Raw genomic sequence first — 14,593 nt, 5'->3', positions numbered from 1 at the left:
GCTCAGGTCAGGAGACGCGCTTCTTCTTGTTGGCGCGGTGCAGGTGCGCGGGACCGATCTCGCCGCCGCGCAGCAGCTCGAGGCGCTCCTTGAGGATGTCCTCGAGCTCCTTCTCGGAGCGACGCTCGAGGAGCATGTCCCAGTGCGTGCGGGCAGGCTTCTCGACCTTCTCCTCGGCCACGATGCCCGCCGTGCTGAGGGCCTCGGCCCCGCACCGGGGGCACTCCCACTTCGCGGGGATGTCGGCCTCGACCGACATCGTCACCTCGAAGTCGTGCCCCTGCTTGCACTGATATCCGACCTGCTGCCGAGCCGCGAACTCGATCCCGCGCTCGTCCTCGAAGCTCTGGCCGCCGAGCCTTGCGCCACGCAGTGTGCGCTCCGCCACCGTGCCCACCTCCAAATGGGTTGCTGACACCCGTTGAGTTGTGTCCGGGTTCTCTGGGTGGAACGAGCCGGACCGTGATCCGTGACGCCGCTCGTGACGACGCGGCTCGCCCCTCTGTGATCATTCAACCGTAGCGGGGCGCCCGCAATTCCGCGGATTCGTGGTGTCACGCACCACGCTCAGGCGCGGCAAGCTCCACCCCTTGGGGTGGAGAGCGCCTCGCTGGGGGTCGTGGCCGGGAGGTGCTCAGACGACCTGCGGCTGCCTGTTGCCGGCTTCTTCGATCCCGCGGCGCGGGTCCACCTTGGCGAGCAGCACGATGCCGACGGCGAAGAAGATGATCAACGCGAAGATCGCCGGCCGGTAGGAGTCGGCCCACTGGTGGACGAGGCCGAAGACGAGCGTGCCGAGCCACGAGGTCCCGCGCTCACAGGCCTGGTAGAGCGAGAAGTACTCCGCCTCCTTGCCGCGGGGGATCAGCTGGCTGAAGAAGGACCGCGAGAGCGCCTGCGTGCCGCCCATCACGAGGCCGATGCCCACCGCGAGCAGCAGGAAGAGCGGGACGTTCTTGGCAGGGATGAAGTAGCCGACCGTCACGACGACCATCCACATGACGAGGCCTCCGAGGATGACCTTCCGGCTGCCCCGCGAGCGGGCGAGTCGGCCGAAGAGCAAGGCACCGCCGAACGCGACGAACTGGACGAGGAGGATCGTCGCGATGAGCACCTCGGTGGCGAAGCCGAGCTGCTTCTCGCCGTAGACCGAGGCCGAGCCGATGACCGTCTGGATGCCGTCGTTGTAGAAGAGGTAGGCCAGCAGGAAGGTCAGCGTCATCGGGTAGTTGCGCATGTCGCGCAACGTCGCCCACAGCTGCCCGAAGCTCTGCCGCACCAGGCCGCCCGGCTCGCGCTCGACCGCGCGGGGCGCATGGTCGCGAAGTCCGCGGTAGGGGATGAACGTGAAGACGGCCCACCAGACGGCGGCCATCAGCATGCTGACGCGCACCGCCATTCCCTTGTCCATGCCCAGCGCGTCGTGGAAGGTGACCATCGCGAGGTTCACCGCGAGCAGCAGGCCGCCCCCGAGGTAGCCCAGGGCCCAGCCCCGCGACGAGACCCGGTCGCGGTCGTCCGGCTCGGCGATCTCGCACAGGATGGCGTCGTAGACGACGAGTGACGCGCCCAGGCAGATGTTGGCGACGAAGAGCATCAGCACCGGCAGCACCCAGTTGGTGCCGGTCGCGAAGAACATCATGGCCGCTGCAGCGGAGCCCGCCCACGCGAAGCCGGCCATGATCGACTTCTTGCGCGCCGACCTGTCGGCTGCGGCGCCGACGATGGGAAGCAACAACGCGGACGCGATCGTCGCGATCGTCACCACGTAGAAGATCAGCGAACCGGGGGAGACTGCGATCCCGAGGACGTCGAGGTCCTGGGTGCACTTGAGGCCCTTGGCCTCGTCGGTGACGAACCCGCACGCGGCGCGCTCGGCGATCGTGGTGACGTACGGCCCGAACAGCACCGTCGCGATCGTGGTCACGTAGGCACTGTTGGCCCAGTCGTACCAGTACCAGGCCTTCTGCTCCCGGGCCCGCGCCAGCGGCTCCAGGTTGGCGATCCCGCCGTCCACCTGACTCATGCGTCACCCTCCATCGGGTTTCCCTCGGGGCCCGTCCACTGTCCGCGGGCGCGGAGCACGTCCCTGAGTATGTCCGTGCGATCGGTCATGATGCCGTCGACACCACGGTCGAGGAGGGTGTTCATCTCATCCGGGTCGTCGATGGTCCACACGTGCACCTGGACGCCGGCGGCGTGGGCGCGTCGTACGAGCCCGGGGGAGACCACCCGCAGCCGACCGCGTCGGTGCGGCACCTGCAGCGCGACCGGGCGCCCGCGGGTCACCCACCGTGCGAGCCGGGCGCTGCCGAGCACGCGGTACGCCACCACCTCGAGCGGGTGGGCCGACGTCGCGACCCGTCCGGCCGTACGCCGCCGGAACGCGCCCATGCGCCGCGCCGAGAACGAGCCGACCAGCACCCGGTCCCAGGCCTCGCGCTCGTCGAGGAAGCCGGCGAGTGCCTCGACCGCCCCCTCCGACTTGAGGTCGATGTTGAAGCGCGCCCCGGGGAAGGCGTCGAACAGCTCCGCGAGCGTCGGCACCGGCTCCGAGCCCCCGATGAGCGCCTGCTGCACCTCGGCCCAGGTCGCCTCGGCGATGCTGCCGGTGCGGTCGGTCACCCTGTCGAGCACGGTGTCGTGGAAGGCGAGCAGCACGCCGTCACGGGTGACGTGGACGTCGGTCTCGAGGTAGGTGTAGCCGAGCGCGACGGCGTGCCGGAACGCGGCGAGGGTGTTCTCCAGGCCCTCGATCTCGGGGTGGTAGGCACCCCCGCGATGGGCGAAGGCGAGGGGCCGCGGCGAGTCGAGATAGGCCGTCGCGGGCGGGCGCGGTGGGGTCACGCGAGAAGTATGGGGTGAGGAGTAGGTTCAGGACATGGAGAGCATGACCTGTCCTCGATGTGGCGCCGAGATGGACGAGCGAACCCTCGGCCAGGCCACCATCCACCAGTGCCCGGACGGGCACGGCGTCTTCCTCTCGCGTGCCGACCTCGGCGTGCTGGTGGAGGCGGAGAACGACTGGCACGCCCAGGCCGGCCAGCACACCGCCCCGCTGCCGCGGATCACCGCGGACATGACCGCGCCGCCGTCGGTCGGCAAGCAGTCGCGCGCGTGGGTGGAGACCCTGTTCGGCTGAGGCGTCAGCGTCGCTCGATCAAATGTCCCTGAACGTCTCGATGTTGGCGCCGAGCTCGTTGAGCCGCTCGGCGAGGTCCTCGTAGCCACGGTGGATGACGTACGTCGAGCGCAGCACGCTGCGGCCCTTCGAGGCGAGCATCGCGATCAGGAGCACGACGGCCGGGCGCAGTGCCGGTGGGCAGACGATCTCGGCGCCGGAGAAGTGCGTGGGTCCCTCGACGAGCACCCGGTGCGGGTCGAGCAGCTTGACCTGCGCGCCGAGCTTGTTGAGCTCGGTGAGGTAGATCGCGCGGTTCTCGTAGACCCAGTCGTGCAGCAGCGTCTGCCCCTCCGCGACCGCGGCGATGACCGCGAAGAACGGGAGGTTGTCGATGTTGAGGCCGGGGAACGGCATCGGGTGGATCTTGTCGAGCGGCGCGCGCAGCTCGGAGGCGTGCGTGGTGAGGTCGACCAGCCGGGTCTCGCCGTTGTTGGCGACGTACTCCGCGGAGCGGTCGTAGCGGAAGCCCATCTCCTCCAGGGTCGCGAGCTCGATCTCGAGGAACTCGATCGGCACCCGGCGGATGGTGATCTCCGACTTCGTCACGATGGCGGCCGCGAGCAGCGACATCGCCTCGATCGGGTCCTCGGAGGGGGAGTAGTCGACGTCGACGTCGATCGAGGCCTTGCCGGTGATGCGCAGCGTGGTGGTGCCGACCCCCTCGATGTGCACGCCGAGCTTCTGGAGGTAGAAGCAGAGGTCCTGGACCATGTAGTTGGACGAGGCGTTGCGGATCACGGTGGTGCCGGGGTGCAGCGCGGCGGCCATCAGCGCGTTCTCGGTGACGGTGTCGCCGCGCTCGGTGAGCACGATCGGGCGCTGCGGCTCGATGGTGCGGTTGACGCTGGCGTGGTAGCTGCCGTCGCTGGCCTTGACGTCGAGGCCGAAGGGGCGCAGGGCCGACATGTGGGGCTCGACGGTGCGCTCGCCCAGGTTGCAGCCGCCGGCGTAGGGCAGGTCGAACTCGTCGTAGCGGTGGAGCAGCGGGCCGAGGAACATGATCACCGAGCGGGTGCGCCGCGCGGCGGTCTCGTCGATGGCCAAGAGGTTGAGCTCGGCCGGCGGGATGATCTCGAGGTCGTTGTCCTCGTTGAGCCACCGGGTCGCCACGCCGAGGGAGGTGAGCACCTCGAGCAGGCGGTTGACCTCCTCGATCCGCGCGACCTTGCGCAGCGTCGTACGTCCCTTGTTGAGCAGGGAGGCGCACAGCAGCGCGACACCGGCGTTCTTCGAGGTCTTGACGTCGATGGAGCCCGACAGCGTGGTGGGGCCGTCGACGCGCAGGTGCGTGGGGCCGGCGCCGAGGGCGACGATCTCGGAGTCGAGCGCGGCGCCGATGCGCGCGAGCATCTCGAGCGAGAGGTTCTGGTGGCCCTTCTCGATGCGGTTGATCGCGCTCTGGCTCGTGCCGAGCAGCTCGGCCAGCTGGTGCTGGGTGAGTCCGCGGTGCTTGCGGGCGTCACGGATGAGGTTGCCGATGCGACCCTTGTAGTCAGCCATGCCCGTCACGATATCTCAGATATGAGATAACGCCAGAACGGGCGCGCCCGCGACACCGGTCACCTGCTGCGCGGCACGACCCGCACCCGGACCCGGTCCGTGACCGCGGGCGCGATCCGGTCGCGGTAGAGCACGACGAGGCGGTGGCGCCCGACATGGAGGCCCTGGACACGCAGCCGCAGCCTCCCGTCCGCGGACGGCGCGAGGACGCGGCTGGCCACCGGCTCGCGATGGCCCGCCACACGCACGACCAGCCGGCCGGAGGGCACGGTGCCGTCCGAGAGGCGCGCTCGCGCGCGCAGGACGACAGGACGCGGACGTGCGAAGCGGTGCCGCACCGGTCGCACCCGCAGGGTCGCGGTCGGCGTGCCGGCAGCCGGGGGAGGCGTGGTCGTCGGCGCTCCTGCGCCGAAGGTCCCGCGGGCGAGCAGCAGCTGTGCGTAGGCCGCCTGGCCGAGGTCGTTGGGGTGGTACCAGAGGCTGGTGTCGGGGCCGCTGAAGGCCTGGTTGATCCACGTCTGCGGGTTGGTCGCCTGGGCATCGGGCTCGTGGCCGGAGAAGGCCGCGGTGACCCCGTCGACGAAGGTCATCTGTCCCGGGTGGCCCACGTTGGCCGACGCAGGCAGCGTCGCGAGCTCGGCGGTCGCGTCGGAGATGAGGCTGCGTACCGCGTCGCCCGCGGGATAGGGGGTCAGCGGGGCGTCGGGGTCCGGGAGCGTGAAGCCGTTGTCGAGCTGGAGCCACGGATAGCCCAGCTGCACGATCTTCGCGTCCTCCCGCAACCCGTGCGCGCGCAGGGCAGCCACGTCGTCGAGCAGGCGCTGCTTGATCGCCGGGACCAGGGCGCGGGCGTCGTCCACGGCAGTGCGGCAGGCCGACGCGCTTCGGGTGCCGAGGACGAAGCACCCCTGGACGATCGTGCTGAAGCCCGCGTCGTTGCCGCCCATCGTGAACACGACCAGGTCGGTGTCGGCGGTGACGAAGTCGGCCTGCGGACGCAGCGTGCGCGTGCAGTCGTAGGTGATGCTCCCGCCGGAGACGGACGTGGCGCGATAGGTCCAGAACTCCTCCTCCGGGAAGGCCCGGGTGTTGCACGGGTCCGCGTCGCGGAGGTGGGCATCGGCCTCCGACGTCGTCGTCACGCCGGACGGCGCCGGCATGGTCCTCCCGGACTGGGTGTCCATCGGGCGCGGCGTGTGGACGTCTGGCGTACGTCCGCCGCTGCAGGCATGGTTGGACAACGTCACCGTGTGGCCCGTCTCGCGCAACCCGGCGGCGTACCGCTCGCCCCAGTGGGTCGTGTTGCGGTAGCACCCGGCCGGCCCGTAGGTCGCCCCCGTGGCGCCGTTGCCGGCGGAGTAGGAGTCGCCGAGGACCAGCACGTCGAGCGTCCGGCCGGCCGCCGGTGCGGCGGCCTGGGCGCTCGGCGGGGCTGCCTGCGCGCCCGGCGCGGTGCCCGCGACGAGGACGAGGACGATCGAGGCCAGGCTGCGGTTCACGGGGAGCTCCTCCTTGACGGCGACTGCTGGACCTACAACGACGACCGGCGTCCGCCGTCACGACCCGCGCGTGCGGGTAGGTCGGTTCGGCGGCGCGTGGCAGGATCGCGACCATGCGCGCAACCACCATCCACGCCCCCGGAGACATCCGCTTCGAGGAGGTCCCGGACCCGGTCATCGAGGAGCCCACCGACGCCATCGTCAAGGTCGTCGCCGGCTGCATCTGCGGCTCGGACCTCTGGCCCTACCGCGGCCACAACGACATCACCGCCGGGTCGACGATCGGGCACGAGTGCGTTGGTGTCGTCGAGGAGGTCGGGCGCGAGGTGCGTGACGTCAAGGTCGGCGACTTCGTGGTGGTCCCGTTCGACCACTGCGACAACACCTGCGCCCACTGCCGCGCCGGCATGCAGTCCGCGTGCGTCAACCTCGGCATCACCCAGAGCGGGCAGGGGGAGTACGCCCGGGTCACCCAGGCCGACGGCAGCCTCGTCGCCACCGACGGCATGCCCGACGACCACCTCATCCCCTCGTTGCTCGCGCTCACCGACGTGATGGCCACCGGCTGGCACGCCGCGGTCGCGGCCGGCGTACGCCGCGGCGGCACCGCGGTCGTGGTCGGCGACGGTGCAGTCGGGCTCAGCGGGGTCCTCGCGGCGGCGCAGATGGGCGCCGAGCGCGTCATCGCGATGTCGCGGCACGAGCCGCGCCAGGAGATCGCCCGCGCCTTCGGGGCCACTGACATCGTCGCCGAGCGCGGCGAGGAGGGTGAGGCGCGCATCGCCGAGCTCACCGGCGGGATCGGCGCCGACGCGGTGCTGGAGTGCGTCGGCACCGACGGCGCGATGAAGACCGCGTTCGCCGTGGCCCGTCCCGGTGCCACGGTCGGCTTCGTCGGGGTGCCCCACGGGGTCGAGCTGCCGGTGCGCCGGATGTTCCAGAAGAACGTCGGTCTCGCGGGCGGCATGGCCCCGGTGCGGCGCTACCTCCCCGACCTGCTCGAGCGCGTGCTGTCAGGGTCGATCGACCCCGGTCGCGTCTTCGACCTCACCCTCCCGATGTCGGAGTCCGCCGAGGGCTACCGCGCGATGGACGAGCGCCGGGCGATCAAGGTCCTGCTCCAGCCGTGAGCGGCTCCGACGAGCTCCTCGTGCTCGGCCCCCTGCTGCGCCACGTCGACGCGACGTCCGCGGCGGTGTGGGTCGAGACCGGCCGGCGGGCGACGGTGACCGTCACCCGCGGCGCGGCCTCGGCGAGCGCGCCCACCTTCGCCGTGCACGGGCACCACTACGCCCTGGTCTGCCTCGAGGGCCTCGAGCCGGGCACCTCCGAGGCCTACTCGGTCAGCATCGACGGACAGACCGTGTGGCCGGAGGCGGCCTCGGCCTTCCCCGCGCCCGTGATCGCCACGCTCGAGCCCGGCCGGCCGCTGCGCCTGGCCTTCGGCTCGTGCCGCACCTCGGTCTCCCACGACGAGAAGGGCAACCGCACCCACGGGGTCGACGCGATGCGCGCCTGGGCGCTCGAGCTCGCAGGCCAGGTCGCGCCGGTCGACCCCGACGACGACGATCTCGACCCGAGCCGGCTGCCCGACCTGGTGCTGTTCCTCGGCGACCAGGTCTACGCCGACGAGACGACCGAGGCGATGCACGACTTCATCAGCGCGCGCCGCGACATCGAGCAGCCGCCCTGGACCGAGCTGCAGGACTACGAGGAGTACGCACACCTCTACGCCCTCGCGTGGTCCGACCCGGCCAACCGCTGGCTGCTCTCGACCGTGCCGAGCGCGATGATCTTCGACGACCACGACATCCGCGACGACTGGAACACCTCGCAGGAGTGGCGCCGCGAGATGGAGGCCACGTCGTGGTGGCACGGCCGCATCGTGGCCGGGCTGGGGTCGTACTGGGTCTACCAGCACCTCGGCAACATGTCGCCGTCCGAACGCGCGGAGGACGAGATCTGGGCGCAGGTCCTCGCTCACGCCGGCGACGACGAGCTCGACCTCGGTGAGCTGCTCGACGCCTTCGCCGACCGCGTCGACCAGCACCCGCGCACCTACCGCTGGAGCTATGTCCGCGAGTTCGACACCCAGGCGCGCCTCGTGGTCGTCGACTCCCGCGCGGCACGTGAGCTCGAGCCCGCCTCGCGGGCCCTGCTCGACCCCGACGAGGCGGCATGGCTCGACCAGCAGCTGCGCGGCGACGTCGACCACCTGCTCGTGGGCACGTCGCTGCCGTTCATGCTGGCCCGCGGCCTGCACCACCTCGAGGCCTTCAGCGAGGCGCTCGCCGACGGCGCCTGGGGTGATCGTGGCGCGCGGGCGGGGGAGCGTCTGCGCCAGCTCGTCGACCTCGAGCACTGGGGCGCGTTCCAGAAGAGCTTCCAGGAGGTCGCCCACCAGGTCATGGAGGTCGCCGCGGGGGAGCGCGGCGCCGCGCCCTCGACGGTGACGTTCCTCTCCGGCGACGTCCACCACAGCTATGTCAGCGAGGCCACGCCGGCGCGGCACGGGCGCGAGCTCCGCTCGACCATCCTGCAGGCCGTGTGCTCACCCATCCGCAACCCGCTGTCGCGCAACATGCGCTTCGCCACGGCCGTGCTGTCCTACGGCGTCGCCGGGCCGGTCGGTCGACTGGCCTCGCGGTCGGCGCGGGTGCCCGACGCCCCGCTGACCTGGCGCTACGCCGAGGGGCCGTGGTTCGACAACAACCTCGCCTGCCTGCAGCTCGACGGCCCGAGCCTGCGCATGTGGTGGGTGACCGGCGAGGTCATCGACGACCACGAGCGCCCGCGCCTGGCCAAGGTGGCGTCGTACGCCCTCGACGACCAGGGCCGTCCGCCGCCCCCCGACCGGGTGCGCGAACGGTTCCAGCGGGGCGTGAAGAGACGCGTGCGGGCGAAGGTCGTCGACCGGGTCAAACAGCGCTGAGCAGCCGGTCGCGGCCCACGGCGCACGAGCAGGTGTCGGAGCACGGCAGGTAGGTGTGCCGCCCGTGCCCGCAGCCCCCGCAGGGGAGGTCGTGCGAGAGGTGGTCCGTGCTGGTCTCGACGGTGTCCCACATGGTCTGGCTCCCTTCCCGCTGTCGGGATGTCGGGCTTCCGCCCTCGTCTGGTTGACGTCGAGACTGGCACCCGATGACGCGGGACAGGGGCGAAGACGCGCTGGTTTACCCGATCTGGCACCCGAATGACCCGTTCGGGCCATGCCCTGGTGACCCGCTCTCGCGCGGTCAGCCACCTAGGATCGCGGGGTGGGGGACGAGGTGGTGCACGAGCTCTCGCGACAGCAGGCCCGCCAGGTCGCCGTACGCGCCCAGCTGCTGTCGGCCGACCGGCCGGCCGACGCCCTCGACGTCGTGCGCCATCTCGGGTTCCTGCAGGTCGACCTGACCCGGGTGGTCGCCCAGCACGCCGATCTCGCGCTGTGGACCCGGCTCGGCGCGGCCCACGACCCCGAGGACCTCGAGGAGCTCGTGGGCGACGGGGCCCTCGTGGAGCACCAGGCGCTGCTGAGGCCCAGCGAGGACGTCGCGCTGCTGCGTGCCGACATGGACGCGTGGCCCGGCGAGCCGCCGCTCAAGGAATGGCAGGAGGACCTGCGCGACTGGGTGGCTGCCAACGACGCCTGCCGGCGTGACGTCCTGGCGCTGCTGCGCTCCGAGGGCCCGACGCCGGCGCGCGACATCCCCGACACCTGCGAGGTGCCGTGGCGCTCGAGCGGGTGGACCAACGACAAGAACGTGATGAAGCTGCTCGAGGTGATGGGGGCGCGCGGCGAGGTCGCCGTCGCCAGCCGGGAGGGACGCGAGCGCCGGTGGGACCTGGCCGAGCGGGTCCACCCGGGCGACCCGGCGGTGCCGGCCGAGCTGGCCCACCGCGCCATGGCCGAGCGGCGCCTGCGGGCGCTGGGGCTGGCCCGCCCGCGGGCGCTCGAGGCGTGGCACGAGCCCTACGACGTGCGCGACGTCGGGGAGGCCGCCCGGGTGGAGGGCGTGCGAGGCCTGTGGCGCGTCGATCCGTCCCTGCTCGACGACGACTTCGAGGGGCGTACGGCGATCCTGTCCCCGCTCGACCGTCTCGTCTTCGACCGCAAGCGGATGGAGGACCTCTTCGCGTTCGACTACCAGCTGGAGATGTACAAGCCCGTGGCGAAGAGGCAGTGGGGCTACTGGGCGATGCCGGTGCTCGACGGCGACGAGCTGGTCGGCAAGGTCGACGCCACCGCCGATCGCGAGGCCGGTGTCCTGATCGTGGACGCGGTCCACGAGGACGGGGTCTGGTCTGCCCGGCGACGTGCCCGTGTCGTCGCGGAGCTCGGCGCGCTGGCCGACTGGCTCGGGCTCGAGGTCGTCAGGCCCTGACGACGGCCAGCACCGTCTCCTCGCCCGTGTCGCCGACCGACCCGCTCAGCTGCAGGCCATCGCCCAGCGGCGTACCGACGACGCGGGCCACCTCGACCACGGCGGACCCGGCGCGGACGGTGGTGACCGGTCCGGCGTCGTCCACGGCGTCGACCCGGTCGACGTGCGGCGCGGAGTCGTGCGAGCCGCTCCCGCGCACCACGATGCGAGGGGGTACGTCGACGCGCCGACCGTCCTGCTCGATGTACATCTGCGCCTGGGTGCCGCCCGTGGTGATCGTGGCGACCAGCGTGGCCGCCCACACCGGGTCGCCGCACCCGTCGTAGACCCAGCGCTCACCGAGCACCGAGTGGTCGGTCGTGCCGACGAGGTGCTCCTCCGCGCCGGCGAGCGGTGCGGCGCGATAGGTGAGCGGGGTCTGGAGGACGGTGCCGTCCTCGGTCAGCCAGAGGATCGTCTCGACGCCGACCTCACCGGCGGGGTCGTCGAAGCGGTACTCCCCGACCTTGCCGGTCACGCGGCGACCGGCGGCCCACGACCTGCTCGGCAGCCAGGCCTCGACGAGCTCCTGCTTGGTGGGGGACAGGCTCGCGGTGTGGTGGACGATTCCCATGCTGGGAGCCTAGGGCGACCAGCCGCGGAGCGTCACGCGCCGCCGAGGCCGAGTGCCTGCGCCAAGCCCTCGGGATCGGCCACGGACAGCGTCGCGCCCGGGTGGCTGATGGTCGCGGTGGGGTCGATCGCGGGGACGGGCTCGTGGAAGCGCAAGCACAGGGCTCGCTCGCCGTTGGTCGTCATGGACACCCCGCGGTCGCTGAACGACAGGTGCGGAGGGCCGGCGGTCTTCACCCACGAGAAGCCGCCCGTCACCTCGGCCGAGGCGACGTTGCTGCGGGGCGTCACCAGGCGCCACGGGCCGTAGCGGACGTAGAGCCACTCCGGGCCGACCTCGACGGTGGTCGTGCGCGGGGTGATGCCGAACGCGCGGCCCGCGAGGGCGTACGACCTCGCGAAGGCGAAGTCGAACACCTCGACCGGCTCCTCGGCCGCACCCAGGCCGCTGCGGTCGCGCACCAGCCCGCGCAGCGCGAGGGTGGCGGGCACGCGGTAGGGCTGGAGGACCGGTGCCGAGGCGCCGGGCACCCGGAGGAACGCCCGGCTCCCACCTCCGGCTGCGGGCAGCACGTGGTGGTCCATGTGCACCGTGGCCGGGCCCCTGCCCACCGTCCACGACCACGACCGCCGCTCGGGGTCGAGGGCGGTGACGGTGAAGCCGACCGCGAGGCCGGCCGGTCCGTGGACCCGGCCGGTCGTCCCGGTGCGCAGCTCGGCGTCGGACGACTCGACGTCGCGGATCTGCGGTGCCCAGACCGGCCAGGTGGCGGGGGTGGTGAACCGCAGCCACGCGGCCTCGGCCTCGGCGGGTCCGTGTGCCTCCACGAGCATGGTGGTCGTCCTCTCAGGATTCGGGTCAGAGTGCGACGGTGTCGTTGTCGCCGAGGTCGGGCTCGTCGTGGCTGACCAGGCCCTGCCCCGACCTTGGCACGCACCACCTGAGGCAGGCCTCATCCCGCCGGGGGAGCGGTCATACCGATGCCGCGCGGGACGTCGTGCTGGCAGGATGACGACCCGCCGCACGCGACCGCGGCCAGCACAGGGGAGACGCTCAGATGACGACCACGCACCCGGCCGACGACCACGACCTGATCCGTGTCGAGGGGGCCCGGGAGAACAACCTGAAGAACGTCACCGTCGAGCTGCCCAAGCGCCGCCTCACCGTCTTCACGGGGGTGTCCGGATCGGGCAAGAGCTCGCTGGTCTTCGCCACGATCGCGGCTGAGTCGCAGCGGCTGATCAACGAGACCTACAGCGCGTTCGTGCAGGGCTTCATGCCGACGCTGGCGCGTCCCGACGTCGACCACCTCGAGGGCCTGACGACGGCGATCATCGTCGACCAGGAGCGCATGGGCGCCAACCCGCGCTCGACGGTCGGCACCGCGACCGATGCCAACGCGATGCTGCGGATCCTCTACAGCCGGCTCGGCGAGCCCTACGTCGGCCCGCCGACGGCATACTCCTTCAACGTGCCCACCCGCAAGGCGAGCGGGATGATGACCACCGAGAAGGGCGGGCGCACCGAGCGGAGGATCGCCAAGCAGGAGGTCTACCTCGGCGGCATGTGCCCGCGCTGCGAGGGCATGGGCAAGGTCAACGACATCGACCTGACCGCGCTCTACGACGACGAGAAGTCGCTGTCCGAAGGCGCCCTGACGGTGCCGGGCTACTCCATGGACGGGTGGTACGGCCGGCTCTTCGAGGGCATGGGCCTGCCGATGGACAAGCCGATCCGGTCGTTCACCAAGAAGCAGCTCGAGACGATGCTGTGGTCGGAGCCGACCAAGATCAAGGTCGAGGGCGTCAACCTGACCTTCAACGGCATCATCCCGCAGATCCAGAAGTCGATGCTCTCGAAGGACCCCGAGGCGATGCAGCCGCACGTGCGCCGGTTCGTCGAGCGCGCGGTGACCTTCCAGACCTGCCCCGACTGCGAGGGCACCCGGCTCACTCCGGAGGCGCGCCGGTCGAAGATCGGCGGCAGGTCGATCGCCGACCTGTGCGAGATGCAGATCAGCGACCTCGCCGACTGGGTGCGCGCGCTCGACGAGCCGTCGGTGGCCCCGCTGCTCAAGGGCCTGCAGCACCTGCTCGACTCGTTCTCCGAGATCGGCCTGGGCTACCTCTCCCTCGACCGCCCGGCCGGCACGCTGTCGGGCGGCGAGGCGCAGCGCACCAAGATGATCCGGCACCTGGGGTCCTCGCTGACCGACGTCACCTACGTCTTCGACGAGCCCACGATCGGCCTGCACCCGCACGACATCGAGCGGATGAACGACCTGCTCCTGCAGCTGCGCGACAAGGGCAACACCGTGCTCGTGGTGGAGCACAAGCCCGAGACGATCACGATCGCCGACCACGTCGTCGACCTGGGTCCTGCGGCCGGCTCGGCCGGTGGCGAGATCTGCTTCGAGGGGTCCGTCGAGGGGCTCCGCGCCTCCGACACCGTGACCGGCCGGCACCTCGACGACCGGGCCCGCCTCAAGAGCTCGGTCCGCACCGCGAGCGGGGCGATGGAGGTGCGGGGCGCCAGCACGCACAACCTCAAGGACGTCGACGTCGACGTGCCGCTCGGCCTGCTGACCGTCGTCACCGGCGTCGCGGGCTCGGGGAAGAGCTCGCTCATCCATGGCTCGCTCGCCGGGCGCGACGACGTCGTCGTGATCGACCAGGGCGCGATCAAGGGGTCGCGCCGCAGCAACCCCGCGACGTACACCGGGCTGCTCGAGCCGATCCGGAAGGCCTTCGCCAAGGCCAACGGCGTGAAGCCGGCGCTCTTCAGCTCCAACTCCGAGGGGGCGTGCCCGACCTGCAACGGCGCGGGGGTGATCTTCACCGAGCTCGGCCCGATGGCGACCGTGGAGTCGCCGTGCGAGGAGTGCGAGGGCCGGCGATTCCGGGCCGAGGTGCTCGAGCACACCCTCGGCGGCAAGGACATCGCCGAGGTGCACGAGATGTCGGTCGTCGACGCGCTCGCGCACTTCGGCGACGGCGAGACGAGGATCCCCGCAGCGGTCAAGGTCCTCGAGCGGCTCGCCGACGTCGGGCTGGGCTACCTCACCCTCGGCCAGCCGCTCACGACGCTGTCCGGCGGCGAGCGACAACGGCTCAAGCTCGCCACCCAGATGGCGGAGAAGGGCGAGGTCTACATCCTCGACGAGCCCACGACCGGCCTCCACCTCGCCGACGTGCAGAACCTGCTGGCGCTGCTCGACCGGCTCGTCGACGGCGGCAAGTCGGTCATCGTCATCGAGCACCACCAGGCCGTGATGGCCCACGCCGACTGGATCATCGACCTCGGTCCCGGCGCCGGCCACGACGGCGGAGAGGTCGTCTTCGAGGGCCCGCCGGCCGACATGGTCGCGGCGACGGAGCCGACGCTCACGGGCAAGCACCTGGCGGCGTACGTCACCGGGTGACGTGGAGGTCCG

At 71.5% G+C, this 14,593-nt stretch carries 13 protein-coding genes; 5 read left to right on the top strand and 8 right to left on the bottom strand.

What is annotated here, in order from left to right; translation table 11 throughout:
* Positions 1 to 7: 7 nt before the first annotated feature.
* From ASG76_RS03350 to ASG76_RS03340, 3 genes are all read right to left on the bottom strand, one after another.
* Positions 8 to 388 carry an RNA polymerase-binding protein RbpA gene (locus ASG76_RS03350; protein WP_056600970.1) on the bottom strand — a complete coding sequence of 127 codons (381 nt, stop codon included), beginning with the start codon at positions 386 to 388 and terminating at the stop codon, positions 8 to 10.
* 246 nt (positions 389 to 634) lie between these two features.
* A complete protein-coding gene (locus ASG76_RS03345; protein ID WP_056600107.1) occupies positions 635 to 2,026 on the bottom strand; it encodes an MFS transporter in 1,392 nt (463 codons plus the stop codon).
* A complete protein-coding gene (locus ASG76_RS03340) occupies positions 2,023 to 2,847 on the bottom strand; it encodes a glycerophosphodiester phosphodiesterase (protein WP_056600104.1) in 825 nt (274 codons plus the stop codon). Before ASG76_RS03340 ends, ASG76_RS03345 begins: the two co-directional genes overlap by 4 nt.
* A 34-nt stretch (positions 2,848 to 2,881) precedes the next feature.
* On the opposite strand from ASG76_RS03340, the gene ASG76_RS03335 reads away from it, so the two are divergent.
* Positions 2,882 to 3,142: a zf-TFIIB domain-containing protein gene (locus ASG76_RS03335; protein ID WP_082587224.1), complete on the top strand. Its 261-nt coding sequence runs from the start codon at positions 2,882 to 2,884 to the stop codon at positions 3,140 to 3,142.
* Between the two features lie 18 nt (positions 3,143 to 3,160).
* On the opposite strand, the gene ASG76_RS03330 is transcribed toward ASG76_RS03335, so the two are convergent.
* Positions 3,161 to 4,684, bottom strand: coding sequence for a helix-turn-helix domain-containing protein (locus ASG76_RS03330; RefSeq protein ID WP_056600097.1), 1,524 nt, complete (start codon positions 4,682 to 4,684; stop codon positions 3,161 to 3,163).
* Between the two features lie 59 nt (positions 4,685 to 4,743).
* A complete protein-coding gene (locus tag ASG76_RS03325) occupies positions 4,744 to 6,183 on the bottom strand; it encodes a hypothetical protein (protein WP_056600094.1) in 1,440 nt (479 codons plus the stop codon).
* 113 nt (positions 6,184 to 6,296) lie between these two features.
* Between ASG76_RS03325 and ASG76_RS03320 the strand changes: the two genes are divergently transcribed.
* Positions 6,297 to 7,313: a zinc-dependent alcohol dehydrogenase family protein gene (locus tag ASG76_RS03320; RefSeq protein WP_056600092.1), complete on the top strand. Its 1,017-nt coding sequence runs from the start codon at positions 6,297 to 6,299 to the stop codon at positions 7,311 to 7,313.
* Positions 7,310 to 9,115, top strand: a complete 1,806-nt coding sequence (locus tag ASG76_RS03315) for an alkaline phosphatase D family protein (RefSeq protein ID WP_200948051.1) — start codon at positions 7,310 to 7,312, stop codon at positions 9,113 to 9,115. Before ASG76_RS03320 ends, ASG76_RS03315 begins: the two co-directional genes overlap by 4 nt.
* On the opposite strand, the gene ASG76_RS19335 is transcribed toward ASG76_RS03315, so the two are convergent.
* A complete protein-coding gene (locus tag ASG76_RS19335; protein ID WP_200948050.1) occupies positions 9,102 to 9,248 on the bottom strand; it encodes a hypothetical protein in 147 nt (48 codons plus the stop codon). The two genes, ASG76_RS03315 and ASG76_RS19335, sit on opposite strands and share 14 nt — an antisense overlap.
* 189 nt (positions 9,249 to 9,437) lie before the next feature.
* On the opposite strand from ASG76_RS19335, the gene ASG76_RS03310 reads away from it, so the two are divergent.
* Positions 9,438 to 10,547, top strand: a complete 1,110-nt coding sequence (locus ASG76_RS03310; RefSeq protein WP_235529390.1) for a DNA glycosylase AlkZ-like family protein — start codon at positions 9,438 to 9,440, stop codon at positions 10,545 to 10,547.
* Here the strand turns inward: ASG76_RS03310 and ASG76_RS03305 are convergent.
* Positions 10,537 to 11,160, bottom strand: coding sequence for a CG0192-related protein (locus ASG76_RS03305; RefSeq protein WP_056600089.1), 624 nt, complete (start codon positions 11,158 to 11,160; stop codon positions 10,537 to 10,539). The two genes, ASG76_RS03310 and ASG76_RS03305, sit on opposite strands and share 11 nt — an antisense overlap.
* Positions 11,161 to 11,192: 32 nt before the next feature.
* Complete coding sequence (locus ASG76_RS03300) at positions 11,193 to 11,993, bottom strand: SRPBCC family protein (RefSeq protein ID WP_056600087.1); 801 nt, start codon at positions 11,991 to 11,993, stop codon at positions 11,193 to 11,195.
* 224 nt (positions 11,994 to 12,217) lie between these two features.
* Between ASG76_RS03300 and ASG76_RS03295 the strand changes: the two genes are divergently transcribed.
* The gene (locus tag ASG76_RS03295; RefSeq protein WP_056600084.1) at positions 12,218 to 14,581 is read left to right on the top strand and encodes an ATP-binding cassette domain-containing protein; all 2,364 of its coding nucleotides are present in this window, start codon (positions 12,218 to 12,220) and stop codon (positions 14,579 to 14,581) included.
* Positions 14,582 to 14,593 lie beyond the last annotated feature (12 nt).

The organism is Nocardioides sp. Soil774, assembly GCF_001428125.1.
Taxonomy (GTDB): domain Bacteria; phylum Actinomycetota; class Actinomycetes; order Propionibacteriales; family Nocardioidaceae; genus Nocardioides.
Note: the sequence above shows the minus strand (reverse complement) of the source record. Positions and strands in the feature narration are given on the sequence as shown.